This is a genomic window from Streptomyces rugosispiralis, from assembly GCF_024505145.1.
GTDB classification, from domain to species: Bacteria; Actinomycetota; Actinomycetes; order Streptomycetales; family Streptomycetaceae; genus Streptomyces; species Streptomyces rugosispiralis.
In genome coordinates this window covers 23,502-47,858 of the sequence record NZ_JANIAA010000018.1, presented here as the reverse complement: position 1 = coordinate 47,858, position 24,357 = coordinate 23,502, and the positions used below count along the sequence as shown (strand labels likewise).

Genomic DNA, 24,357 nt, shown 5'->3' with positions numbered 1-24,357 from the left:
CGGGTACGTCCGACTCGGACCCCGCGAGAGCTACACGTCGCGCTTCTCCAGCAGCACATAGGCGGCGATCATCGCTCCCGCCGTGACTCCGGCCAGCCCCCACAGCTGGGGCCAGCCGCTGTTCAGGCTCTCGTCGATCCGGAAGAGGGAGGCCAGCGCCTGGGGCGACGAGTACTCCTGCATCTTCTCCCCCAGTTCGCGGAGGCTGGTCGACATCATCAGGAACGCGGGAAGGATGGCCGGGAGCAGCACCACACCGAGCATCGTGGTGATCGCGCCCGCGGAGTGCCGCAGCATGCTGCCGACGGCCAGCGAGAGCAGTCCCAGCAGCGACACATAGAGCCCCGCGCCGACCGTCGCGCCCAGGAGCTGGTCACTCGTCGGCTCCTGGACACCGGGGCCACTGTGCATCCCGGCGGTGGCGAAGGCCACCAGCGCGAGTGCGAGGGTCGTGGTGGTGAACGAAAGGGTGAAGAACACCAGCGCCTTGGCGGTGAGCACCCGGGAGCGCTGCGGCGAGGCGGTGAGGGTGGTCCGGATCATTCCGGTGCCGTACTCGGAGGTGATCACGAGCACCCCGAGGGTGACGATGCACAGCTGGCCGAGCAGGGTGCCGAAGAACCCGGGGAGGGTGGTGGGGACGGTCTCGTAGTCGCTGTCGCTGGTGCTCGCCGACACCAGGAGCCCGATCCCGGCCACCAGGGCGACCATCACGCTCAGCGTCCAGATCGTGGAGCGCACCGACTTGATCTTGGTCCACTCGGAGGCGAGGGCATTGCCGAGGTGGGTCTGGCGGACCGGGATCGGGGAGGTGTACGGGCCGACACCGGCGTACGGCTGCGACGGGGGCCCGGAGAGCACCGGCTGGTGCGGGGCCGCCTGCGGGGCCGCCTGCGGCGGCATCTGCGGAGGACCACCCTGCGGCGGACCCTGCGGGGGGACGGGCGCCTGGTACTGCTGCTGGTACGGGGTCGTCATCGGGCGTCCTCGGTGTCGCTCTTGGTCAGATCGGCGGGGGCGGACGGCGCCGCGGGCGGCTGAGCCGGGGGAGTGGGGGGAGCCACGGGGGTCGCGGGGGTCGCGGGAGCCGCCGGGGTCGCGGGAGCCACGGGAGCCACGGGGGTCGCGGGAGCCGCCGGGGGAGCGGTGGGCATCGGGGCGCCCGGGGTGTGCGGGGCACCCGGGGCGTGCTGCTGTGGCGGGGCCGGGGGTTCGGCGTAGCCCGGCAGCGTGGTCCCCGGCGGGAAGCCCGTCTGCTGCCCCGGAGCACCCGGCGCATAGCCGTACGGCCCGCCCTGCGGCATCGCGCCCGCGCCCGACATCTGCTGCTGCAGGGCGGCGCGCTCGTCGACGGTCGAGCGGTAGTCCACCGCGCCCTGAGTCATCCGCATGTACGCCTCTTCCAGCGACGCCTGGTGCGGGGACAGCTCCCACAGCCGTACGTCCGCCCCGTGTGCGAGGTCGCTGATGCGCGGCAGCGGCAGCCCGGTCACCCGCAGCGCGCCGTCCTGCTCCGGCAGCACCTGGCCGCCCGCCTCGCTCAGCGCGGCGGTCAGCTTCTCGCGCTGCCCCGGGTCGCCCTCGGGGGTGCGGACGCGCGCGAAGTCCGCGGAGTTGTAGGAGATGAAGTCCTTGACGTTCATATCGGCGAGCAGTTGCCCGCGCCCGATCACGATCAGATGGTCGGCGGTGAGCGCCATCTCGCTCATCAGATGGCTGGAGACGAAGACGGTGCGGCCCTCTGCGGCCAGCTGCTTCATGAAGTTGCGGACCCAGAGGATGCCCTCGGGGTCCAGGCCGTTGACCGGCTCGTCGAAGAGCAGCACCTGCGGGTCGCCGAGGAGGGCGGCCGCGATGCCCAGCCGCTGGCCCATGCCGAGCGAGAAGCCCTTGGAGCGCTTGCGCGCCACGTTCTGGAGCCCCACCACGCCCAGCACCTCGTCCACCCGGCGGGCCGGGATGCCGGACAGCTGGGCCAGGCAGAGCAGGTGCTGGCGGGCGCTGCGGCCGCCGTGCACCGCCTTGGCGTCGAGCAGCGCGCCCACCTGGCGGGGGGCGTTGGGAAGCTTGCGGAACGGGTAGCCGCCGACCGTGACATGGCCCGCGGTGGGCTCGTCGAGGCCCAGGATCATTCGCATGGTGGTGGACTTGCCCGACCCGTTGGGCCCGAGAAAGCCGGTGACGGCGCCGGGCCTCACCTGGAAGGACAGGTTGTACACGGCCGTCTTGGCGCCGTAGCGCTTCGTCAGACCGACTGCCTCGATCATTCTCCGCCCCTCATGAGCATGGGTCGGGCGTGCTCGCCCCCGATGAGGGTTAGGAGGATAACCGCGTGTTGACGGTTCCCGTTATTCGGGAGATGAGAGCGCATCGTAACTCTTGGCGCCGCCGGGCCCGGCGTGCCGCCCGTGCCGCCCGTCCTCCGGGCAGCGGAGGAGGTCGGGCTGCGGCAGTGCCCAGCCCTCCTCCTGGAAGATTCGGGTGCCGGTTCCGCGTACGGCGGGGTCGCCGCCCGCGCGGGTGACCCAGGCACGGGGGTCCGGGCCGAGGAGTGCGCGCAGCCGTGCTGAGCCGGCGAGCAGGCGGGTGAGCAGGGCGCTCTGGTCCCCGCCGCCGGGGAGGGGGCGTTCGGTGCCGTCCGGGGACATCAGCACTCCGCGCTCGCCGACGTAGAGATACGCGCCGCGAAGCCGCTCGCCGGACGGCATGACCATCGGGTACCGGCTGCCGGGCAGCAGGACGCGGCGGTAGTTGGGGTACTCGGTGGCGTCCACGGCCGCGAGCTGTTCGGCGTCCAGCCAGCCGATGACGAGCGGGGTACGGGCGCCGGGTGCGGTGTACGGGGCGGAGGCCACGTAGCCGTACCGGCCGATGTGGGCCGAGCAGCCGACCGCGATGCCGTGTACGTCGACCGGGACCATGGGGACGGTGGCCGGGTGGCCGGGGCGGGACAGCTTGTGGTGGAGCTGGGCGGGGGAGGCGTTGGAGCCGACGGCGATGACGGGGTGACGGTGGGGGGTTGGGGGGTGGCCGAGGCGGGTGAGGACGGTGTCGAGTGGCTCGTCGGGCGCATCGTTGTGGTCGGGGCGTGAGTTGACGGTCCAGGTGCCGAGGCGGCGGCGGTCCGGGGTGGGGGTGAGGTCCCAGAGTTCGCCGGTGGTGAGGAGGGTGGGGTGGGTGATGGGGCGGCCGGGGTAGGTGAGGGGTTGTTGGGCGGGGACGTCGGCGAAGCCGAGGGTTTTGAGGGTGCGGTCGGTCACGGGGGGTTGCCTGCCCCACCCCGCCCCTCCCCGAAACCGGGCTCCGCCCCGGCCTGTGCGGGGGCTCCGCCCCCGAACCCCCGCTCCTCAATCGCCGGAGGGGCTGGATGGTTCGCCCGGAGGGGCTGGGGTGTTCGCCCGGAGGGGCTGGATGGTTCGCCCGGAGGGGCTGGGGTGTTCGCCCGGAGGGGCTGGGGTGTTGGGCGGCCGCGCCGCTACGTGGCCTTGCTGTCCGTAACATGCGCGTGCCCCGCGCCGCTTGGGCGGCGCGGGGCATCGGGCGCTCCGGTGTGACCGAGGGTCACCGGGACTGCTGGGCGGGGACGCCGCGGGTGGCGGCCTCGTCCTCGCCCGGGGCACCGGCCGCGGCCACCGCCGCGCCGGTCAGCGTGGCCAGCATCTCGCGGACGTTGGTCAGCTGGGCGTTGATGCTGTCGCGGCGGTTGGTGAGGGCCGCGAGCTCGCGCTCGGATTCGCTGCGGATGCGGTCCGCCTTGGCGTTGGCGTCGGCCACGATGTCCTCGGCCTGGCGCTGCGCGGTCTCCACCGTCTGGCGGGCGCGGCGCTCGGCGTCGGTGCGCAGCTTCTCGGCCTCCAGGCGGAGCTGCTCGGCGCGGTGCTCGATCTCCGCGAGCCGCTTCTCGGCCTTGGCCTGACGCGAGGCCAGGTCGCGCTCGGACTGCTCGCGGCGCTTGGCGAGGTTGGTCTCGAAGTCGGCGGCGGCCTGCGCGGCCTTGGCGCGGGTCTCCTCGAAGAGGGAGTCCGCCTCCTCGCGCTTGGACTGCGCGTCCTTCTGCGCCTCCTGGCGCAGCGTGGCCGCCTCGCCCTTCGCCTTCTCGACGATCCGCGCGCCCTCGTCCTCGGCCTTGGCCTTGCGCTCGGCGGCGAACGACTCGGCGTCGTTGCGAACCTGCTGGGCGGCCGACTCGGCCAGCTCACGGTGCTGTTCGGCGGCGCGGCGAGCCTCCTCGCGCAGATCCTTCGCCTCTTCCTCGGCGAGACGGAGGATCTTCTCGACCCGGGCGCCGAGCCCCGCGTAGGACGGCTCCGAATCGTTGATCTGGGCCTGAGCGTTCTGCGTCTCGAGGTGCAGCTCCTCGATGCGCTTTTCCAGAGAGGTGATACGGGCCAGTGCACTGTCACGATCGGCGACGAGCTTGGAAATGCGGTCGTCCACCTGACCGCGGTCGTACCCACGCCGCACGAGCTCGAAGCCGAAGGGGGAGGAAGTGTCGCTCATGGGGTTCCTGTCGAAAGAGACCGGTGAGGTGATAGAGGGAATCCTAGGGGGCCGAACGGCGTGTCATCGAGTCAACGTCTGTTTGATCTGCAGAATGTCCAGCCTTTTGAGTGGCAGTAAGACGGAGACCTCGTCACTCGTCGGGATGATACGGACATGCAGTGATGGACGCAGCCTGACGCGAGACTTACGCGAAACCGACGCGAGACTTAAGCGAAACCTCGATAGGCACAGCTGAGACTCGTCCCCCTGGACACGGTTACCCCTCCGACCGCTTTCCACTCCTCGTCGCACCCGCACCCGCCGCTGTCTTGACTTGGCCGTTCTCCTTGCCGCCCGCGCCACCCGACGCGGGGGTCTCGAAGGATTCCAACGCCTCGAGGACGTCCTGGACACGGGAGATCTCCGCGTTGATGTCCTCGCGGCGGCGCTTGAGCAACTCCAGCTCCCGCTTGCCCTCGTCCACGATCTGCTGTGCCTCGTCCGTGGCCTGGGCCCGGAGCCGGTTCGCCTCCCGCTCGGCCTCGGACTTCTTCTGCTCGGCCTCCTTCAGCAGACTCTCGGCCTTCTTCACCGCGGAGATCCGCACCCGGCTCGCCTCGCTCTCCGCCTCCGCGACCAGCGACTTGGCCTTCTCCTCGGCCTTCATCAGCTGCGCGGTGGCCGCCGCGACCAGCTTGTCGACCCGCTCGCCGGTGGCCTTCATCTGCTCCGCGGACTCCCGGCGGGCCCGCTCGTGCAACTCCTCGACCTCGGCCTCGGTACGGGCGCGCAGCTCCTCGGCGCGCTCCCGGATGGCCGTGGCGTCGCCCCGGGCCTCGCCCAGCATGGTGTCGGAGTCCGTACGGGCCTTCTCCACCATGGCGTTGGACTCGGCCGTGGCCTCGGAGACCAGCCGGTCCGCCTCGCGGCGGGCCACGCCCACCATGGTGTCCGCCTGCTCCTCGGCCGCGGTCGCCGAGCGCAGCGCGGCCTCCCGCGCCTCCGAGGTGAGCCGCTCGGCCTCCGCCGAGGACTCGGTGATCAGCCGGTCGGCCTGCTCGGCGGCGTCCGAACGCCGCTTGTTGGCGTCCTCGCGCGCCCGGTCGACCAGCCGGTCCGCCTCGGCCTGCGCCTCGTTGCGGATCCGCTCCGCCTCGGCCGCCGCCTCGGCCTCGACCCGCTCGGCCTCGGCGCGGGTGCGCGCCGCGTGCTGCTGCGCCGAACCGACGGTCTCCGCGGCCTCGCCGCGCAGCCGCTCCGCCTCGCCGCTCGCCTCCGCGCGCAGCCGGTCGGCCTCGTTCCGGGCCTCGGTGACCAGGCGGTCCGCCTGCTCGGCCGCCTCCGAGCGGATGTTGTTGGCGTCGCCGCGGGCCTGGGCCCGGGTGCGGGCCGCGTCCTGCTCCGCGGTCGCCCGCGCGTCGGACGCCTCCGTACGCAGCACCTGCGCCCGTGTGGTGGCCTCCGAGACCAGCCGCTGGGCCTCCTCGGTGGCGCCGCTGACGAGCGTATCGGCCTGTTCGGCGGCCTCGGCGCGGGACTTGTTGGCCGAGCGCCGGGCCTCGTCGAGCGTCTCATTGGCCTCGGCGCGCAGCCGCTCGGCCTCGTGGGTGGCCTCGGTGACCAGCCGGTCCGCCTGCTCGGCGGCATCGGCGCGGCGCCTGTTCGCCTCCTCGCGGGCCTGCTCGGTCAGCCGCTCCGACTCGGCGATCGCGTCCGCGACCGTGCGCTCCGCGAGCGACTTGGCGGCCTCGGACTCCTCCGTGGCCTCCCGCCGCACCCGGGTGGCGTCCTGCGAGGCGCGCTCCAGCTCCGCGTAGGCGTCCGCGCGGACCCGGTCGGCCTCGGCCTGCGCCTCCTCGCGCACCCGCTCCGCGGCGTGCTCGGCGGTGTTGCGCAGCGCGGTGATCTCCTGCTCGGCCTGCTCGTGCAGCCCGGCGACCGAGTCCCGCACCTGCTGGGCGGTCTGCTCGGCGGCGGCCACCAGATCGGCCGAGCGCCGCTCGGCCTCCTCGACCAGCCGCTGCGCCTCGGTCTGCGCCTCGGAGACCCGGTTGCGGGCGGCGGCCAGCAGCTCCTCGCTCTGCTCCCGCGCCGCCGTACGCTCCGTCTGCGCCTCCTCGCGGGCGTCGGCGAGCAGCTCCTCGGCCTCGCGGCGGCGGCGGGCCGCCTCCTCCTGGGCGGCGGCCAGGGCCTCGGCGGCCTCGGTGCCGATCCGCTCGGCGGCGCTCGCCGCCTCCGCGCGCACCCGGTCGGCCGTCTCCTGGGCCTCCGAGCGCAGCCGCTCGGCCTCCGCGGCGGCCTCGCCGCGCAGCCGTACGGCCACCGACTCGCCCTCGGCGCGGGCGTTCGACGCGTCCGCCGCGGCCTCGTCGCGCAGCCGGGCGGCCTCGTCCTCGGCCTGCTGACGCAAGCCGTTCAGCCGCTCGGCGGACTCGGTGCGCTGCCGCTCGATCTCCTCGCCGGTCTCCTTGCGCAGCCGCTCCGCCTCTTCGCGGGCGTCCCGCAGCGCCTCGTCGGCGGAGGAGAGCCGCTGCTCGGCCTCCTGGTGCAGCCGGTTGAGCTCGCCCTCGGCCTCGGCGCGGCGGTCCTCGGCGGCCCGCTCGGCCGCCTCGCGCAGCTCCTCGGCCGCGGTGGCCGCCTCCGACTTGACCCGTTCGGCCTGCTCCTCGGCCGAGGTCACCAGCTCCTCGGCCTCGCCACGGGCCCGCTTCAGCAGCTCATCGGCCTGCCGGCGCAGCGCGTTGGCCCGCTCGATGGCCTCGGTGCGCACCCGCTCGCTCTCGGCGGTGGCACCGGAGCGGGTCTCCTCGGCGTCGGCCTTGGCCTTGGTCAGCAGGTCCTCGGCGGTGCTGGCCGCCTCCTCGATCTGCTGGACCGCCTCCCGGCGGGCCTCGGCGCGGACCCGCTCGCCCTCGGCGGCCGCCTCCGACTTCAGCTGCTCGGCCTCGCCGCGCAGCCGGCGGGCCTCCTCCTGCAGCTCGACGGTCTTGGCGCGGTACTCCTTGGTGTCGTCCTTGGCCGTGCCCTTGAGCTGCTCGGCGGTGTCATGCGCCTCGGCCCGCAGCCGGTCGGCCTCCTCCTCGGCCTCGCGCCGGATCCGCTCCGCCTCGTCGGTGGCCGCCTTGGTGGTGGACTGCGCCTTCTCCGAGGCGCGGGTCAGCACCTCCTCGGCGCTCCGGGCCGCCTTGGCCAGCTGGGCCGCGGAGTCCTCGGCGGCCCTGGCCCGAGCGTCCTCGCCCGCCTCGGCGACCATCCGCTCGGCCTCGGTGCGGGCGTCGTCGCGCAGCTGCTCGGCCTCGGCCCGCAGCCGCTCGGCCTCCTTGGTGGCCTCGCCGACCAGCCGGGCGACCTCCGCCTTGGCGGTACGGGTGCGCTGCTCGTTGTCCGACTCGGCGGCCGTGAGCCGCTTGGCCGCCGCGTCCTTGGCCTCGGCGACCACCTTCTCGGCCTCGCTGCGCGCCTCCCGCAGCGCCTGCTCGGCCTCCTGCATCCGCTGCTCGGCGGCGCGGGTCTGCTCGGCCGCGGCACGGCGGGCCTGGTCCGCCTCGCTGGCGGTGGAGGTGCGCAGCTGCTCGGCGTGGTCGGTGGCCTCCTGGGCCTGGGCGCCCGCGTTGGTCAGCAGCCGCTCGGCGTCGGCACGGGCCCGGCGCAGGATCGCCTCGGCCTCGTGGCGGGCGGCCTCGGCCTCCGACCCCAGCCGCTGGCGCGCCTGTTCGGTCATCCGCTGGGCCTCGGCGCGGGCCTCGGCCAGGGCCTGCTCGGCCTCCGTCCGGGACTCGTCCATCAGCCGGCGGGCCTGCGCCTCGGTACGGGCCCTGAGCTGCTCGGCCCAGGCCACGTTCTCGTTGACGTGCGACTCGACGGTGGCGCGGCGCTCGGCCAGCTCCTGGTCCAGCCGCTGGCGCCGGGCCACGGCCTCGGCGTGCAGTTCGGCCTCGAGCCGGGACTGCCGCTCGGCCTGCTCCTGGAGCAGCCGCTGGGTCTGGGCGCGGGTCTCGCGCAGCTCCCGCTCGGCGTTGGCGCGCAGCTGGTCCGCCTGGAGCTGCGCGTCCCGCAGCAACTGCTCAGCCTGGTAGCCGACGTTGGCGCTGTCGTAGGCGGGGCGGGCCGCCAGATTACGGCGCGCCTCATGCAGCTTGGCGCGCAGCACCTCGACTTGGTAGCCGAGGTCGTCGGCGTGCTGGACGGCCTTCTCCCGCTCGGTCTTCAGCCGCTCCATCTCGGCCTCGAACTTCGAGAGCTGATCGTCAGGCTCGTAGCGGTCGTAGCCCCGCACTGCGCGGTCCCATCCGTCCCCTGGTCGCATTGGCGGCCGGCTCCGTAACCCTCCAGGCTCCCGTGGTCCCTTGCGGTGCCCCGAGGTCCCTCGACGGTTTACCTTGCGGTACCGACCAGGCGAGGTGCGTGCCGGGTCGGACCGGAGCTGGCCCTTCCGAAGAAATGGTGTCAGATCATCGGCGAAGCCCGGGCCGGACCCCGAACCCTCTCCGTTTCCGTACCCCGGCCGATGCAGCACTCTACCGGCCGGGGAAGGGGTAGGTCAGTGGTCCGCTTCAGTGATCCTCTTCGTCCTTGTGCGCGGCGGGGTTCGCGGCGGTGACGAGCTCGGTCAGCACACCGTGACAGTCCTTGGGATGGAGGAAGGTGATCCGGGAGTCCATCGAGCCGCGGCGGGGCTGCTCGTAGAGGACCCGGACGCCCTTGTCGCGGATGGCCTCGGAGTCGGTGTCGACGTCCGCGGTGCCGAAGGCGATGTGGTGGACGCCCTCACCGTTCTTGGCCATCCACTTGCCGACCGCGGAGTCCTCCCGGATCGGCTCGAGAAGCTGCAGGTAGGAGGCCCCGCCGTCGGAGGTCTCATTGATCTTGAGCATGGCCTCGCGGACGCCCTGCTCCTCGTTGATCTCGGAGTGGAACACCTCGAAGCCGTACGTGGCACGGTAGAACTCGACAGTCTTGTCGAGGTCGAAACAGGCGATCCCGATGTGGTCGATTCTCGTCAGCATGGGAACAGTGCACCGTCGTACGGTCGGTTACGCAACGTGCGCGCGATCACACCGATGGGCCGGTGACCGCGCGGGTACTCGTCAGTACATTGACGATAACCCTCGTTAACTTCCTTCTCCTCGTGAAGGGACGCACCAATGACTGGTACGACCTCTGTGATGGTGGCGGGCGCGCGTACGCCCATGGGACGCCTGCTCGGCAGCCTGCGCTCGTTCTCCGGTGCCGACCTGGGCGGAATCGCGATCAAGGCCGCGCTGGAGCGGGCCGGGGTCGGCGCCGAGCAGGTGCAGTACGTGATCATGGGGCAGGTGCTCCAGGCGGGCACCGGGCAGATCCCCGCCCGTCAGGCGGCGGTCAAGGCCGGTATCCCGATGAGCGTGCCCGCGCTGACGATCAACAAGGTCTGCCTCTCCGGTCTTGACGCGATCGCCCTGGCCGACCAGCTGATCCGCGCCGGTGAGTTCGACATCGTGGTCGCGGGCGGCCAGGAGTCCATGACCAACGCCCCCCATCTGCTGCCCAAGTCCCGCGAGGGGTACAAGTACGGCGCGGTCGAGATGCTCGACGCGATGGCGTACGACGGGCTCACGGACGCCTTCGAGCACATCGCCATGGGCGAGTCCACCGAGAAGCACAACACCCGGCTGGGCATCCAGCGCCCCGAGCAGGACGAGTTCGCGGCCCAGTCCCACCAGCGGGCCGCCGCCGCGCAGAAGAACGGCCTCTTCGACGCCGAGATCACCCCGGTGGAGATCCCGCAGCGCAAGGGCGAGCCGGTGGTTTTCGACAAGGACGAGGGCATCCGCGGCGAGACCACGGCGGAGCTGCTGGCCCGGCTGAAGCCCGCGTTCACCAGGGACGGGACGATCACCGCGGGCACGTCGTCGCAGATCTCGGACGGTGCCGCCGCGGTCGTCGTGATGAGCAAGGCCAAGGCCGAGGAGCTCGGGCTGGAGTGGATCGCCGAGATCGGCGCCCATGGAAATGTGGCGGGCCCCGACAACTCCCTCCAGTCGCAGCCGTCCAACGCGATCGCGCACGCCCTGGGCAAGGACGGGCTGACGGTGGACGACCTCGATCTCATCGAGATCAACGAGGCGTTCGCCGCGGTCGCCGTGCAGTCAATGAAGGACCTGGGCGTATCCCCCGAAAAGGTGAATGTGAACGGGGGCGCGATCGCCCTCGGCCACCCCATCGGGATGTCCGGCGCGCGTATCGCGCTGCATCTGGCGCTTGAGCTGCGGCGGCGCGGCGGCGGCACCGGCGCGGCGGCGCTGTGCGGTGGCGGCGGGCAGGGCGACGCGCTGATCCTGCGGGTGCCGGCGGGGAAGTAGTTCCCGTGCGGGTTCCCGCCCGGGGGTTCCCGTGCGGGGTTCCCGCGCGGGGATTCGGTCTCCGTTGTGATCGAGTGACTGTGCTCAAGTAACTGTGATCAAGCGATTGTGCTCGAGCGATAAGGAGTACGGCACCCATGGCTGATGTGCCCACGCTGGTGGAGCAGGCACGGCAGGGGCGGCCGCGTGCGGTCGCCCGGCTGATCTCGCTGGTCGAGGGCGCCTCGCCGCAGCTGCGCGAGGTGATGGCCGCGCTCGCTCCGCTGGCCGGGGGCGCGTATGTGGTCGGGGTGACCGGTTCGCCGGGGGTCGGCAAGTCCACGTCGACCTCCGCGCTCGTCGCCGCGTACCGGCGGACGGGCAAGCGGGTGGGCGTGCTCGCCGTGGATCCCTCCTCGCCGTTCTCCGGCGGGGCGCTCCTCGGCGACCGGGTACGGATGTCGGAGCACGCCTCCGACCCCGGCGTCTACATCCGCTCCATGGCCACCCGCGGCCACCTCGGCGGGCTCGCCTGGGCCGCCCCGCAGGCCATCCGGGTGCTGGACGCGGCCGGCTGCGACGTGATCCTGGTGGAGACGGTGGGCGTCGGCCAGTCCGAGGTCGAGATCGCCGCCCAGGCCGACACCAGCGTGCTGCTGCTCGCGCCGGGCATGGGCGACGGGATCCAGGCGGCCAAGGCCGGGATCCTGGAGATCGGCGATGTGTACGTGGTCAACAAGGCCGACCGGGAGGGCGCCGACGCCACCGCCCGCGAGCTCAACCACATGCTGGGCCTGGGCGAGGCCCGGTCGCCGGGCGACTGGCGGCCGCCGATCGTGAAGACCGTGGCGGCGCGCGGCGAGGGGATCGACGAGGTCGTCGAGGCGCTGGAGAAGCACCGTGCGTGGATGGAGGAGCACGGTGTGCTCGCGGAGCGCCGGATGCGGCGGGCCGCGGGCGAGGTCGAGACGATCGCGGTGACCGCGCTGCGGGAGCGGATCGGCGATCTGCACGGCGACCGCCGCCTGGGCGCGCTCGCCGAGCGGGTCGTCGCGGGCGAACTGGACCCGTACACGGCGGCGGACGAGCTGGTGACGGCGGTGACCGAGCGGGGCTAGCGCTGGGCTGGTGCGTTCGTTCCGGGTGCGCCGAGGGTGCGTTTCGGGTGCGTTCCCGGTGTGCTGAGGGTGCGTTTCGGGTGCGCTGAGGGTGCGTTCCCGGTGCGGGGCCGGGGCCTCCGGGGCGGGGCCCTGGACCGTATATTTACGGCGCCGACGGCCGATGAGCGTTGTGTTGGCCGGTAATTGGCGCCACAAATACACGTAAGTGTCCAGGACCCCGCCCCTCCGACCCCGCCCCCTCCTGCCTCGTCGGCGGCTCTCCCTAGTCGTCGTCGCCGTGGTCGTCGTCTGCCGGGGCCTGGGTGACCTTGCCCGAGTGGGCGTCTACGTTCAGGTCGCGCTCCTTGTGGTGCTTCACGGTCTCGACCTCCCATGACTGGGTGCGGTCGTCGTCGAACTCCACGGAGGTCACCGTGCCCTGGGACGCGGCCTTCTGAGCCGCCTCGGTGGCCGAGACGGTGGCCTGCCGCAGGGCCTTGGCCTCGGGGTCGCTGTCGTCGTCCCGGTCCACCCGCTGGCCGGTCACCTTGCCGTTGGCGTCCAGCGTGACCTCGTGCCACCTGCCGTCCTTGCCCAGGACGTCCGCCTCCCAGCGGCCGTGGTCGCGGTCGATGGAGTCCAGCGTGCCCGGGACGGCCCTCAGCGCGGCATGGGCGGCGTCGGACAAGGACGCGCGGGCGTCGGTCGCCCGGAAGGCGGTGGACGAGGACCGTGCGCCGTCCGTCCCGTCGCCCGCCACCGCGACGGCCGTACCGCCGCCGACCAGGGCGGCTGCGGCGACAGATGCGATGATGATGCGCTTCATGTGGGTTCCTCCCCATTCGTGTTCGGACGCCAACCACCCTGGCCGACCGATGCTGAAGCCCACCTGAAGCCGCCTGAAGAGATCTTCAGGTTCGCTCTGCGACGCTGGTCGCATGCGTGTGCTGATCGTGGAGGACGAGCGGCGGCTGGCCCTGTCGCTGGCCAAGGGGCTGCGGGCGGAGGGGTTCGCCGTCGATGTGGCGCACGACGGCCTGGAGGGGCTGCACCGCGCTCAGGAGGGGGTCTACGACCTCGTCGTCCTCGACATCATGCTGCCGGGGCTGAACGGCTACCGCGTATGCGCGGCGCTCCGGGCGGCCGGGCACGAGGTGCCGATCCTGATGCTCACCGCCAAGGACGGCGAGTACGACGAGGCGGAGGGGCTCGACACCGGGGCCGACGACTATCTGACCAAGCCGTTCTCGTATGTGGTGCTGGTGGCGCGGATACGGGCGCTGCTGCGGCGGCGCGGCCCCGGGGCGTCCCCCGTGGTGCGGGTGGGGCCGCTCACCGTGGACCGGGGTGCGCGCCGGGTGGAGCGGGACGGCCGGGAGGTGCCGCTGACCGCCAAGGAGTTCTCCGTGCTGGAGCAGTTGGCGACGCGGGCGGGGGACGTTGTCTCCAAGCCGGACATCCTGGAGCATGTGTGGGACTTCGCCTACGACGGCGACCCCAATATCGTCGAGGTGTATGTGAGCGCCCTGCGCCGCAAGTTGGGCGCGGGGCTCATCGAGACCGTAAGGGGAGCGGGGTACCGGCTCCGTGCGTGAGGTGTTCGGTTCGGTGCGGGCGCGGGCCGCGCTCGGGGCGACCCTGGTGGTGGCGGTGGCCCTGGTGGCGGCGGGGATCGCGGTGCTGCAGGTGCTGCGCTCCGACCTCGGGGACCAGGCACGGCTGAAGGCCCAGGTGGACGCGCGGGAGGTGGCGTCGAAGATAGCCGCCGGGGCGGGCTACGGGTCGCTGAAGCTGGACGAGAGCGTCCCGGTGCAGGTCGTGGACGAGGACGGCCGGGTGCGGGCGGTCAGCGAGGATCTGGAGGCCGTGACGGGCACCGGGAGCGCGTCCGTGAGGCCCGTCGCGGCGGGCGTCACGGACGACGACGACACCGACGATGACGACCGCGGCGCCGGAAAGGTCTCCTCCGGGGAGGAGTACGGCGACGGCTCCGCCCGTGTCGACGGGGAGACCGCCGACTACGTCTGGGCGGCCGTGCGGGCCACCGACACCTCCGGCGAGGACGTCACCGTCTACGCGGGCGCCCCGCTGGCCACCGAGCGCGGCGCGGTCACCACGGTGCGGAACGCGATGCTGCTCGGGCTGCCGCTGCTGCTGCTGGTCGTGGCGGCCGTGACCTGGCTGGTGACCCGGCGTGCGCTGCGGCCCGTGGAGGGCATCCGGCGCGAGATGGCCGCCATCACGGCGAGCACGGACCTGTCCCGGCGGGTGCCCGAGCCGGGGTCGCACGACGAGGTGGCGCGGCTGGCCCGGACCACCAACGAGACGCTCACCGCGCTGGAGGCGTCCGTGGAGCGGCAGCGGGCCTTCGTGGCCGACGCCTCCCATGAGCTGCGCTCTCCGGTGGCCTCGCTCCGCACCCAGCTGGAGGTGGGCGCCGCCCATCCGGAGCTGCTGGACCTGGACGGCGCGGTGGCGGACGTGGTGCGGCTCCAGCGGCTCGCGGCCGATCTGCTGCTGCTGGCCCGGCTGGACGCGGGGGAGCGGCCCACCGGAGGGACGCCGGTGGCGCTGGACGCCCTGGTGCGCGAGGAACTGGCCCAGCGGGTGACGGACCGGGTGCCGGTGCGGGACGAGACGGCGCCGGTCGCGGTGCCGGGCTCGCGCGGGCAGCTCGCCCAGGTGCTGGGCAACCTGGTCGACAACGCCCAGCGGCACGCCCGGAGCGGGGTGCGGGTGGCGGTGCGCGAGGAGGGCCGGTGGGCCGTGCTCGAGGTCGCGGACGACGGCGCGGGGGTGCCCGAGGCCGAGCGGGAGCGGATCTTCGAGCGGTTCGTACGGCTCGACGACGCCCGCAGCCGCGACGACGGCGGGGCCGGGCTCGGCCTCGCCATCGCGCGGGACGTGGCGGCGCGCCACGGCGGCACCCTGGCCGTCCGGACGGCCCCCGAGGGCGGCGCACTGTTCGAGCTGCGGCTGCCGACGTAGGTCGTGGGGCCGGTGCGGCCCACGGGGGATCCGGGGGGCTTCGCCCCTAGACCCGGCCCCGCTGGGTGCGCAGATGCTCCGCGACGGGCACCAGCGATCCGTACAGCGCCTTGAGGTCCTCCGGCGCGAGCAGATCGATGAAGTGCCTGCGCACGGACGCCACATGATGGGGGGCGACCTTGCGCATGGTGTCCCAGCCCTGCTCGGTCAGCACGGCGTACAGCCCCCGCCGGTCCGATTCGCAGTTCTCGCGGCGTACCAGACCGGCGTTCTCCATCCGGGTGATCTGGTGGGACAGCCGGCTCTTGGACTGCAGGGTCGCGGACGCGAGATCGCTCATCCGCATCCGGTGGTCCTCCGACTCCGAGAGATTGACCAGGATCTCGTAGTCGTTCATGGTCAGGCCGAACGGCTGCAGGTCTTTTTCGAGCTGGTAGGTCAGCAGCCGGCTGACGTCCAGATGGGTGCGCCAGGCGCGCTGTTCCTCGTCGCTGAGCCAGCGCGCAGCCGTGCCGTTCTCGGTCTCCATGGGATGTATTCTACCTATAGAAGTTGAATTCCGAACCAATGGATGTATCGGGCTAGAGGTCACCTGTTCGACGTTACACTCCGCACCTTCGTGCTCACGAACCGGTACCCCCTGTCTCGCCGACCGATATCTCGGCGACCACCTCCTCCGTGGACTGGAGCAGTACGGTCCCCGCGCCCACGAACTCGAATTGGTGCTCCTCGCCCGATGCGCCGCCGATGCCCGTATGCGACCGGACGGCTCCGAGGAAGCCGCGCAGATACTCGTGGTCGTAGTGGTGGCACGGCGTCGGGCAGTCCGCCCAGCCGACCAGCGCCTGGGGGTCCACCCGGATCGGCGGCTCCATGAAGACCACGGGCCCGTTGGAGGCGGCCACGAACTTCCCCGTGCCGAGGAGGGTGAGGAAGCCCGGCACGATGGACTGCTTCAGGGACAGCGAGGGCTGGAAGGCGAGCAGATTGCCGGACCGGATGGAGAGGTTGCCGTCGTCGAGGTCGTAGGAGTTGACGTCGAAGGCGCGGTCCGCGAGCACCATCTTGCCCTGGCCCTCGGCCACCACCCAGTCCGCCGCGTGCAGCGGGGAGTGGAAGCTGTGCGCGATGAGGTGGTCGAGGTGGCCGAGGCCGACGCCCTGGAAGTCGATCTGCCCGTAGTAGGCGACCATCTTCCCCTTCTGCAGGAACCACTGACCGTTCAGATCCACGCTGAAGGCGTACGGATTGATGTTGTCGTCGACGGGCAGCGTCCAGACGTCATGGATGACGGGGCCGTTCACAGCTTCTCCTCCGATGCCTGGACGTAGACCATGCCGGTGCCGGACAGCTCCAGTTGGAACGCCTCCCCCGAGCCGCGGCCCACCATTTCGCGCCAGCCGATCGCCGTCGAGAGCTTATTGCGAACATCACCCCGGTGGGCGACATAGGCTTGCGGATCGACATGCACCGGACGTCCCGGGCCGATCGGCAGCTCCAGCACCCCGCCGTGCGCCATGACCGCCGCGGAGCCGTGCCCCTCCAGGGTGGTGGTGAACAGCCCCTGGCCGGTGACCTGGCCGCGCACCATGCCCATCACCCCGCCCTGGGAGCCCAGGAACATCGTGCCCTGGCGCAGCGAGCCGTCGAAGGCCAGCAGCCGGTCCGACTCCACGTAGAGGGTGTCGCCGGCCAGGTCGACCACATGGACGTGGTGGCCGCCGTGCCCGAACATCACCGTGCCCTGGCCCTCGACGGTCATCAGCGGGGTGGCCTCGTTGGTGACCCGCCGCCCGATCATTCCCCGCACCCCGCCCTGGCCGCCGGTGATGCTGGGCGTGAAGTGGACGTCCCCGCGATAGGCGAGCATCGCGCCGCGCTGGCTGAACAGGGTCTGTCCGGGCATCACCCGGGCCTCCACCATCCGCGAGGTGAGTACGTTGAACGGCATCACACCTCACCCCCGATCGTGTTGCGCTCGCTCGGCTGGACGTAGACCAGCCCGTCCCCCTCGAAGCGGATCTGGAAGGACTCCCCGCCGCTCTCGCCTATCAGCGCGCGGAAGTTCACCCCCGCCTGGAAGTGCTGCTTGAGACCGCCGGTGTGGGCGATGTACGCGCCCGGGTCGACCTGGAGCGGTGTCTGCGGGGTGACGCGCAGCACGACCGCCGCGCCGTCGGAGACGAGCGCGGCCTGGCCGGTGCCCTCGACGGTGGTGGTGAACAGCCCGTTGCCCTGCGAGGAGCCGCGCAGCCCGGTGAAGGAGGTGCCGGTGCGCAGCGCGGCGTCCGTGCACAGCAGATTGCTGGCCTCCACATAGAGCTTCTCGCCCTGCAGCGACACCAGGTTGATCTCGCTCGCCCGGTCGGCGAAGTAGCACGTGCCGTGCCCCTTCACCTCCATGACCGCCATCTGCTCACCGGTGAGCCGGCGGGTCATGATCCCGCGCAGCCCCTCCCCGCCGCCCGTCCTCTTCTTGAAGGTCATCTCCCCCTCGTAGGCGACCATCGCGCCGTTCTTTGCCTTCACGGAGTCGCCGGTCAGGTCGACCGCGAGCACCCTGCTTCCCTGGAGCCGAAACTGAGCCACGGAGCCGACGTTAGCGGTCCGGCGACGTCGCCGGACAGGGAGCACCGGGGCATGAGGTGCCCCCCGGGCGGAGATCGCCCGCGAGGCTGCGACAATGGGCGAAAGCTTGTGCATTGCTTCACAAGCTGGTCCGTGTCTCTCTCTTCACACGAAGGTGCTCTCGTGGACTTCAAGACCGCCACCGCGCTGCGCCGGCTCCGCCTGGTCTCCGCGCCCGAGGCCGTGTCGTTCCTGCTGCTGCTCATCTGCTCGGTGCTCAAGCGCACCACGGACTTCAACGCGGTGCCGGTGATGGGCATGGTGCACGGCGTCCTCTTCATCCTCTACGTGGTCTTCTGGGCGGACGCCTGGAACCGCGCCAAGTGGAAGTGGCAGACCGCGGCCCTGTACTTCGTCCTCTCCGTCCTGCCCACCGGCGGCTTCTTCGCCGAGCGCAAGCTCAAGCGGGAGACCGAGGCCGGGGTGATCGCGGCCCGCGCCCGTAAGGAGGGCGTGGTCAACGCATGATCGTCGCCTTTTCGGTGACGCCGCTGGGCGTCGGCGAGGACGTGGGGGAGTACGTGGCCGACGCGGTGCGGGTGGTCCGCGAGTCGGGGCTGCCGAACCGTACGGACGCGATGTTCACCTCGATCGAGGGCGAGTGGGACGAGGTCATGGACGTCGTCAGGCGCGCCGTCGCGGTGGTGGAGGCGCGGGCGCCCCGGGTCTCGGTGGTCCTCAAGGCCGATATCCGCCCGGGTGTCACGGACGGTCTGACCTCCAAGGTCGAGACGGTCGAGCGGCACCTTTCCGCGTGAATCCTCGGGTAGGGCGGGGCACTCAGCCCCCGCCCACCAGGGCCATGCCCAGCGGGGTGCGCTCGTACAGCACCTGATGGCCCTGGCGGCGTGAGCTGAGCAGCCCGGCGGCGCGCAGCACCGCCAGATGCGCCGAGACCGACGAGGGCGCCAGCCGGTGCCGGGCGGCCAGGGCCGTGGTGGACGCGGGCTCCTCAAGACCGGAGAGGATCGCGGCGCGGCCGGCCCCCAGAAGCCGTACGAGCGCGTCCGCCGTGACCGCGTCCGGCTCCCGCCACAGCCCGCCGACCCCGCGCGCCGGATAGATCACCGTGGGCTGCCACGGCGGGGCGAAGCCGCTGATCACATCCGGCCAGACGAAGACGCTGGGCATCAGCAGCACCCCCCGGCCGTCGAGGTCCTGCGTCTGGGCGGGCACCACGGAGTTGCGGATGGTGAGCGTACCGTCGGTCCAGCGCAGCGCCGGGCGCAGATCCGCGAACAGCCGCTCCAGACCGCCCTCGGCCAGCTGCCGGGAGCGATAGGCGATATCGGCCTCCAGCAGGGCCCGCAGCCGGGGCCAGTCCGGTGCCACCAGGGCCCGCCAGGCGGCCTCGGTCACATCCCCCAGCCGCTGGACGGCCCGCGCCGGATCGTCCAGCATCGCCCGGCCCCGCGCGGACCCGGCCGCCCCCGGGGTGCACTCCAGCGACAGGGCCAGCTCACGGCGGGCGGCGGCGGGGTCCGTGGCCCGCAGCCGCGCCAGCTCGTCCTCGAACGGCGCGTACGGCACCTCCGGCGGCGGGCCCAGGAAGTCCGGGGTGTAGCCGCGCCCCGGCATCAGCAGCCACAGCTCCGACAGATCGAGCCCGGCCAGCGCCTCCCGCACCCGGCGCAGCCACGGCAGGTGATAGCCGTGCCGCTCGGTCCGGCGCAGCGTGCGCACCGCCTCATGGGTCTGGCACAGCGGCGAGATGGCGAACCGGCAGCGCAGCAGATCGTCGGCACCGAACTGCATATGCAGTGGCATGGCGTCACCCCCCGGGCCCGAAGATTCGGCTCAGTCCGAAACACTAGAGCGCGCCCCGCCCGCACGGGCACGCTTCCGGCATGTCAACGCCCTCCGGGCCCGGCACCACCGGCCCCCTCGAGTCGCGCCCCGGCGCGCAAGCCTCCCGACCCGAGCTCGCGTCCGGCGCCGACGAGGGGCCGCCGCGGGGCCCGGGGAGCGTTGGCTACCGCGCGGTGTTCGCGGTCCGGGAGTTCCGGGCCGTCTTCGCCGCGCATCTGGTCTCCATGCTGGGCGAGGTGGTCGGCCAGCTCGCGCTGTCCGTCCTGGTCTTCCGGCTCACCGGATCGCCGCTGCTCAGCGCCCTGACGTTCGCCACCTCGATGCTGCCGTACGTGATCGGCGGCGCCCTGCTGTCCTCCGTCGCCGACCGTTTCCCGGCCCGCCGGGTGCTGGTGGTCTGCGATCTGGTGCACGCCGCGTGCGTGGCCGCCATGGTGGTGCCGGGGATTCCGGTGGCCGTGCTGCTCGCGCTGCGCTGTGTGCCCGCCGCGATCTCCCCGGTGTTCAGCGGCACCCGGTCGGCGACGCTCGGCGACATCCTCGGCGAGGGCGACGCCTTCGTACTGGGCCGCTCGGTCATCCGGATCACCGCCCAGACCGCGCAGCTCGCCGGGTTCGGCGTCGGCGGGCTGCTGCTGGCCGCCGTCTCGCCGCGGGCCGCGCTGGCGCTCACCGCGGCGGCGCTCGTCGGCTCGGCGCTGGTGCTCCGCTTCGGCACCCGCCGCCGCCCGGCGCGGCAGGCGGCCGGGGGCGGGGCTCCCCCAGCTACCGCTGGGAGGTGCACCCTGCTCGGGGACTCGCTGAGCGGGATCCGGCGGCTGTTCGCGGACCGCCGGATCCGGGCGCTGATGCTGCTGTCGTGGGTGCCGCCGATGTTCGTGGTGATGCCCGAGGTCCTGCTGACGCCGTACTCCGATGGGCTGGGCCTCGGCTCGGTGGGTCTCGGGCTGCTGATGTGCGGGATGCCGGTGGGCGCGGTCGCCAGCGAGGCGCTGGTGGGCTCGCTGCTGGGGCCGCGCGCCCGAGCCCGGCTGACGCTGCCGGTCGGCGTCGCGGCGATGCTGCCCGCCCTGGGGTACGCCCTCCATCCGTCGTTCGGCTGGGCGCTGGCCCTCCAGGTGCTGACCGGCTGCGGTATCGCCTACAGCCTCGGCCTCGACCAGTGGTTCTTCGCCGCCGTCCCCGATGAGCTGCGCGGCCGCGCGATGACGGTGATGACGGCCGGGCTGATGACCGCGCAGGGTCTCGGCATGGCGGTCTCGGGCGCGGTCGCCGAGTTCGTACCGGTCCATGTGGTGGCCGCGACGGCGGGCGGCTGCGGGGCGCTGGGCTCGCTGCTGGTGGCGCTGGAGGTGCGGCGCACGGTCGCCGGGCCCGTGCGGCCCGAAGTGTGAGATAGGGCTGACCACGATATGACCGGCCGGTAGGGTCGGTGGTGTGCCGAAGCCGCTCAGCCTGTCGTTCGACCCCATCGCCCGCGCCGATGAGCTCTGGAAGCAGCGGTGGGGTTCCGTGCCGTCGATGGCCGCGATCACCTCGATCATGCGGGCCCACCAGATCCTGCTCAGCCAGGTCGACGCGGTCGTCAGACCCTACGGACTGACCTTCGCCCGCTATGAGGCGCTGGTGCTGCTCACCTTCTCCAAGGCCGGTGAGCTGCCCATGTCCAAGATCGGCGAGCGGCTGATGGTCCACCCGACCTCGGTCACCAATACGGTGGACCGCCTGGTCAAGTCGGGTCTGGTCGACAAGCGGCCGAACCCCAACGACGGCCGCGGCACCCTGGCCTCGATCACCGACCGGGGCCGCGAGGTGGTCGAGTCGGCCAGCCGCGATCTGATGGCGATGGAGTTCGGGCTCGGGGTCTACGACGCCGAGGACTGCGGCCGGATCTTCGAGATGCTGCGCCCGCTGAGGGTCTCGGCGGAGGACTTCGAGGACGACTGAGCGGGGCTTCGGGGGCGGCCGCCGAAGAGCCGCCGAGGAGCCGCCGAAGAACCGGGGGCGGCGAAGATCGCCCCGGAACGGGCGGTTACGCTCAGGGCATGAAACGCAGCGTGCTGACCCGCTACCGGGTCATGGCCTACATCACCGCAGTGATGCTGCTCGTGCTCTGCACCTGCATGGTGTTCAAGTACGGCTTCGACACGGGCGAGGACCTCACGCTCGTGGTCTCCCAGATCCACGGCGTGCTCTACATCGTCTACCTGGTCTTCGCCTTCGACCTCGGCTCCAAGGCCAAGTGGCCGTTCGGCAAGTTGCTGTGGGTCCTGGTGGCGGGCACCATCCCGACGGCGGCGTTCTTCGTCGAGCGTAAGGTCACCCACGATGTGGAGCCGCTGGTCAGCGGCGCCGAACCAGCGCCCGCCCAGGTCTGACCCACGGGTTCGAGGCACTCCGCGCGTCCCGTCCGGGCCCGGACGCGGCGCGCGGACGCATGTGCCGGGGTCACCCGTTCGGCCGGGTGTGGCGAGTCTCCCGTCGACAATTAGTAGGACGTCCAAGTACTTTTGAAGCATGGACGCCGAAGGCATTGAGGCGGGCCGCCGACGCTGGCAGGCCCGGTACGACGCGGCACGCAAGCATGACGCGGCCGGGGGTTTGGGGGCGAAGCCCCCAAGGGATTGGACGCGCAGCACGCTGTCGGGGGACCCCGTCGAGCCGGTCTACGGACCCGCCCCGGGCGACTCCGTGGAGGGGTTCGAGCGGATCGGCTGGCCCGGGGAGTTCCCGTTCACCCGTGGTCTCTACGCCACCGGGTACCGGGGCCGGGCCTGGACCATCCGCCAGTTCGCCGGGTTCGGCAACGCCGAGCAGACCAATGAGCGCTACAAGATGATCCTCAAGGCGGGCGGCGGCGGGCTCTCGGTCGCCTTCGACATGCCCACCCTGATGGGCCGCGACTCCGACGACCCCCGCTCGCTCGGCGAGGTCGGCCACTGCGGTGTCGCCATCGACTCCGCCGCCGACATGGAGATCCTCTTCAAGGACATCCCGCTCGGCGATGTCACCACCTCGATGACCATCAGCGGTCCGGCCGTCCCGGTCTTCTGTATGTACCTGGTCGCCGCCGAGCGCCAGGGCGTGGACATCTCACGGCTGAACGGCACGCTCCAGACGGACATCTTCAAGGAGTACATCGCCCAGAAGGAGTGGCTCTTCCCGCCGGAGCCGCATCTGAAGCTGATCGGCGACCTGATGGAGTACTGCTCCGAGGGCATCCCCGCGTACAAGCCGCTGTCCGTCTCCGGCTATCACATTCGCGAGGCCGGGGCGACGGCCGCGCAGGAACTCGCGTACACCCTCGCCGACGGCTTCGGTTACGTGGAGCTCGGCCTCTCCCGGGGCCTGGACGTCGACACCTTCGCGCCCGGCCTGTCCTTCTTCTTCGACGCGCATGTCGACTTCTTCGAGGAGATCGCCAAGTTCCGCGCCGCCCGCCGGATCTGGGCCCGCTGGATGCGCGATGTCTACGGGGCGACCACCGAGAAGGCGCAGTGGCTGCGGTTCCACACCCAGACCGCCGGGGTCTCGCTCACCGCCCAGCAGCCGTACAACAACGTGGTGCGGACCGCCGTGGAGGCCCTCGCCGCGGTCCTCGGCGGCACCAACTCGCTGCACACCAACGCCCTGGACGAGACCCTCGCCCTGCCCAGCGAGCAGGCCGCCGAGATCGCCCTGCGCACCCAGCAGGTGCTGATGGAGGAGACCGGGCTGCTCAATGTGGCCGATCCGCTGGGCGGTTCCTGGTATGTCGAGGCGCTGACCGACCGGATCGAGGCCGACGCCGAGAAGATCTTCGAGCAGATCAAGGAACGCGGCCGCCGCACGGTGCCGGACGGGCAGGAGCCGCGGTGGCCGATCACCGCGGGCATCCTCCAGGGCATCGAGGACGGCTGGTTCACCGGCGAGATCGCCGAATCCGCCTTCCGTTACCAGCGGGCCCTGGAGAAGGGCGACAAGAAGGTCGTCGGCGTCAACTGCCACGAGGGCTCGGTCACCGGCGATCTGGAGATCCTGCGGGTCAGCCACGAGGTCGAGCGCGAGCAGGTGCGGGTGCTGGGCGGCCGTAAGGCCGGGCGCGACGAGGCCGAGATCACCAAGGGGATCCGGGCGATGATCGCCGCCGCCCGCGAGGGCTCCAACATGATCGAGCCGATGCTGGCCGCGGTGCGCGCCGAGGCCACGCTCGGCGAGATCTGCGACGCCCTCCGCGACGAGTGGGGTGTCTACACGGAGCCGGCCGGCTTCTGAGCCGGGTCCGGGGCGGGTCCGGCGGCCGCCGCGCCGTCGGAGTCCGCTCCGGCCATCCCGTACAGCAGCAGATCCGTGAAGTCCCGCGCCCAGCGCGGGTCCACCGGCTCCGCGCTGACCATCAGCCGGTGGAGCACCGTCCCGGCGACCGCGTCGAAGATCAGGTCCGCGTTGCGGGCCGACGCCTCCGGGTCCTCCTCGCGCGGCAGCTCACCGCGGAGCCGGGCGCGCTCCCGGCCGATCGCCACCAGCCGCTTCTGCCGGTCCACGATCGCCGAGCGCACCCGGCGGCGCAGCGACTCGTCGTGCATGGCCTCGGCGAGGACGGCCATCAGCGCGGTGCCCGTCTCGGGGCGCTCCAGCAGCGCCCCCAGCCGGATCACCGCGGCCTCCACATCGGCGTGCAGACTGCCGTGGTCGCCCGCTTCCAGGTGTTCGTCGAAGACCGCCGCGACCGCGTCCACCACCAGTTCGCACTTGCTCGCCCAGCGGCGGTAGAGGGTCGTCTTGGCGACTCCGGCGCGTGCCGCCACATCGCCCAGGGTCAGCTTCGCCCAGCCCAGTTCCACCAGGGCGGCACGCGTGGCGCCGAGGATGGCGCGGTCGGCCTCGGCGCTGCGCGGGCGCCCGGTGCGGCGTGCGGACGGGCTCATGCGCGGCACCCTACCCGCCAGTACCGCGCATCGTCCCGGGTGAGTTACGCTACGACTCGTAGCGTAAGGGCATGCCACGGCCGGTCCATCGGCTGATGCGCTTTTCCCTTCACCGCGCTGAGA

Annotated in this window: 23 protein-coding genes; 10 read left to right on the top strand and 13 right to left on the bottom strand. The window is 72.2% G+C overall.

Annotation, left to right across the window (positions count from 1 at the left end; translation table 11 throughout):
• Positions 1 to 30: 30 nt before the first annotated feature.
• From NP777_RS24930 to mce, 6 genes are all read right to left on the bottom strand, one after another.
• Positions 31 to 978 (bottom strand): ABC transporter permease, encoded by a 948-nt coding sequence (locus NP777_RS24930; RefSeq protein WP_256652424.1) that lies wholly within the window; start codon positions 976 to 978, stop codon positions 31 to 33.
• Complete coding sequence (locus NP777_RS24925; RefSeq protein WP_256652423.1) at positions 975 to 2,267, bottom strand: ABC transporter ATP-binding protein; 1,293 nt, start codon at positions 2,265 to 2,267, stop codon at positions 975 to 977. Before NP777_RS24925 ends, NP777_RS24930 begins: the two co-directional genes overlap by 4 nt.
• Before the next feature lie 81 nt (positions 2,268 to 2,348).
• Positions 2,349 to 3,260, bottom strand: coding sequence for a hypothetical protein (locus tag NP777_RS24920; RefSeq protein ID WP_256652422.1), 912 nt, complete (start codon positions 3,258 to 3,260; stop codon positions 2,349 to 2,351).
• 301 nt (positions 3,261 to 3,561) lie between these two features.
• On the bottom strand, positions 3,562 to 4,500 hold the full coding sequence (locus NP777_RS24915; RefSeq protein ID WP_256652421.1) for a cellulose-binding protein: 939 nt from the start codon (positions 4,498 to 4,500) through the stop codon (positions 3,562 to 3,564).
• A 259-nt stretch (positions 4,501 to 4,759) separates the two neighbouring features.
• Positions 4,760 to 8,788, bottom strand: coding sequence for a polarized growth protein Scy (scy, locus tag NP777_RS24910; protein WP_305890099.1), 4,029 nt, complete (start codon positions 8,786 to 8,788; stop codon positions 4,760 to 4,762).
• A gap of 247 nt (positions 8,789 to 9,035) precedes the next feature.
• Positions 9,036 to 9,488 (bottom strand): methylmalonyl-CoA epimerase, encoded by a 453-nt coding sequence (mce, locus tag NP777_RS24905; RefSeq protein WP_037958445.1) that lies wholly within the window; start codon positions 9,486 to 9,488, stop codon positions 9,036 to 9,038.
• Between the two features lie 138 nt (positions 9,489 to 9,626).
• Here mce and NP777_RS24900 point away from each other — a divergent pair, with 138 nt between their 5' ends.
• Positions 9,627 to 10,823, top strand: coding sequence for an acetyl-CoA C-acetyltransferase (locus NP777_RS24900; protein WP_256652420.1), 1,197 nt, complete (start codon positions 9,627 to 9,629; stop codon positions 10,821 to 10,823).
• A gap of 137 nt (positions 10,824 to 10,960) precedes the next feature.
• Positions 10,961 to 11,920 (top strand): methylmalonyl Co-A mutase-associated GTPase MeaB, encoded by a 960-nt coding sequence (meaB, locus tag NP777_RS24895; protein ID WP_256652419.1) that lies wholly within the window; start codon positions 10,961 to 10,963, stop codon positions 11,918 to 11,920.
• Between the two features lie 265 nt (positions 11,921 to 12,185).
• Here meaB and NP777_RS24890 read toward each other — a convergent pair whose 3' ends face one another.
• A complete protein-coding gene (locus NP777_RS24890) occupies positions 12,186 to 12,728 on the bottom strand; it encodes a PepSY domain-containing protein (RefSeq protein ID WP_256652418.1) in 543 nt (180 codons plus the stop codon).
• A gap of 112 nt (positions 12,729 to 12,840) precedes the next feature.
• Here NP777_RS24890 and NP777_RS24885 point away from each other — a divergent pair, with 112 nt between their 5' ends.
• Both NP777_RS24885 and NP777_RS24880 read left to right on the top strand, forming a co-directional pair.
• Positions 12,841 to 13,497, top strand: a complete 657-nt coding sequence (locus tag NP777_RS24885; protein ID WP_256652417.1) for a response regulator transcription factor — start codon at positions 12,841 to 12,843, stop codon at positions 13,495 to 13,497.
• Entirely contained in the window at positions 13,490 to 14,890 is a 1,401-nt protein-coding gene (locus NP777_RS24880; protein WP_256652416.1) for a sensor histidine kinase, read from the top strand. The genes NP777_RS24885 and NP777_RS24880 overlap by 8 nt, the downstream gene beginning before the upstream one ends.
• Before the next feature lie 46 nt (positions 14,891 to 14,936).
• Here NP777_RS24880 and NP777_RS24875 read toward each other — a convergent pair whose 3' ends face one another.
• The 4 genes from NP777_RS24875 to NP777_RS24860 form a co-directional block, all read right to left on the bottom strand.
• Positions 14,937 to 15,419, bottom strand: coding sequence for a MarR family winged helix-turn-helix transcriptional regulator (locus tag NP777_RS24875; protein WP_256652415.1), 483 nt, complete (start codon positions 15,417 to 15,419; stop codon positions 14,937 to 14,939).
• 94 nt (positions 15,420 to 15,513) lie between these two features.
• On the bottom strand, positions 15,514 to 16,194 hold the full coding sequence (locus NP777_RS24870) for an AIM24 family protein (RefSeq protein ID WP_256652414.1): 681 nt from the start codon (positions 16,192 to 16,194) through the stop codon (positions 15,514 to 15,516).
• Positions 16,191 to 16,841: an AIM24 family protein gene (locus NP777_RS24865; protein ID WP_256652413.1), complete on the bottom strand. Its 651-nt coding sequence runs from the start codon at positions 16,839 to 16,841 to the stop codon at positions 16,191 to 16,193. The genes NP777_RS24870 and NP777_RS24865 overlap by 4 nt, the downstream gene beginning before the upstream one ends.
• Positions 16,841 to 17,479, bottom strand: coding sequence for an AIM24 family protein (locus NP777_RS24860; RefSeq protein ID WP_256652412.1), 639 nt, complete (start codon positions 17,477 to 17,479; stop codon positions 16,841 to 16,843). The genes NP777_RS24865 and NP777_RS24860 overlap by 1 nt, the downstream gene beginning before the upstream one ends.
• A gap of 162 nt (positions 17,480 to 17,641) precedes the next feature.
• Between NP777_RS24860 and NP777_RS24855 the strand changes: the two genes are divergently transcribed.
• Together NP777_RS24855 and NP777_RS24850 are read left to right on the top strand one after the other, a co-directional pair.
• A complete protein-coding gene (locus tag NP777_RS24855; RefSeq protein WP_020868373.1) occupies positions 17,642 to 17,986 on the top strand; it encodes a DUF3817 domain-containing protein in 345 nt (114 codons plus the stop codon).
• Positions 17,983 to 18,276 carry an MTH1187 family thiamine-binding protein gene (locus tag NP777_RS24850; RefSeq protein ID WP_256652411.1) on the top strand — a complete coding sequence of 98 codons (294 nt, stop codon included), beginning with the start codon at positions 17,983 to 17,985 and terminating at the stop codon, positions 18,274 to 18,276. Before NP777_RS24855 ends, NP777_RS24850 begins: the two co-directional genes overlap by 4 nt.
• A gap of 22 nt (positions 18,277 to 18,298) precedes the next feature.
• On the opposite strand, the gene NP777_RS24845 is transcribed toward NP777_RS24850, so the two are convergent.
• Entirely contained in the window at positions 18,299 to 19,285 is a 987-nt protein-coding gene (locus NP777_RS24845) for an ArsR/SmtB family transcription factor (RefSeq protein WP_256652410.1), read from the bottom strand.
• Positions 19,286 to 19,365: 80 nt separating this feature from the next.
• On the opposite strand from NP777_RS24845, the gene NP777_RS24840 reads away from it, so the two are divergent.
• From NP777_RS24840 to NP777_RS24825, 4 genes are all read left to right on the top strand, one after another.
• The gene (locus tag NP777_RS24840; RefSeq protein WP_256652409.1) at positions 19,366 to 20,721 is read left to right on the top strand and encodes an MFS transporter; all 1,356 of its coding nucleotides are present in this window, start codon (positions 19,366 to 19,368) and stop codon (positions 20,719 to 20,721) included.
• Between the two features lie 43 nt (positions 20,722 to 20,764).
• A complete protein-coding gene (locus NP777_RS24835; RefSeq protein ID WP_020868369.1) occupies positions 20,765 to 21,274 on the top strand; it encodes a MarR family winged helix-turn-helix transcriptional regulator in 510 nt (169 codons plus the stop codon).
• Positions 21,275 to 21,372: 98 nt separating this feature from the next.
• Positions 21,373 to 21,705 carry a DUF3817 domain-containing protein gene (locus NP777_RS24830; RefSeq protein WP_256652408.1) on the top strand — a complete coding sequence of 111 codons (333 nt, stop codon included), beginning with the start codon at positions 21,373 to 21,375 and terminating at the stop codon, positions 21,703 to 21,705.
• 139 nt (positions 21,706 to 21,844) lie between these two features.
• Positions 21,845 to 23,581, top strand: coding sequence for an acyl-CoA mutase large subunit family protein (locus NP777_RS24825; RefSeq protein WP_256652407.1), 1,737 nt, complete (start codon positions 21,845 to 21,847; stop codon positions 23,579 to 23,581).
• Here NP777_RS24825 and NP777_RS24820 read toward each other — a convergent pair.
• Entirely contained in the window at positions 23,557 to 24,234 is a 678-nt protein-coding gene (locus NP777_RS24820) for a TetR/AcrR family transcriptional regulator (protein WP_256652406.1), read from the bottom strand. The two genes, NP777_RS24825 and NP777_RS24820, sit on opposite strands and share 25 nt — an antisense overlap.
• Positions 24,235 to 24,357 lie beyond the last annotated feature (123 nt).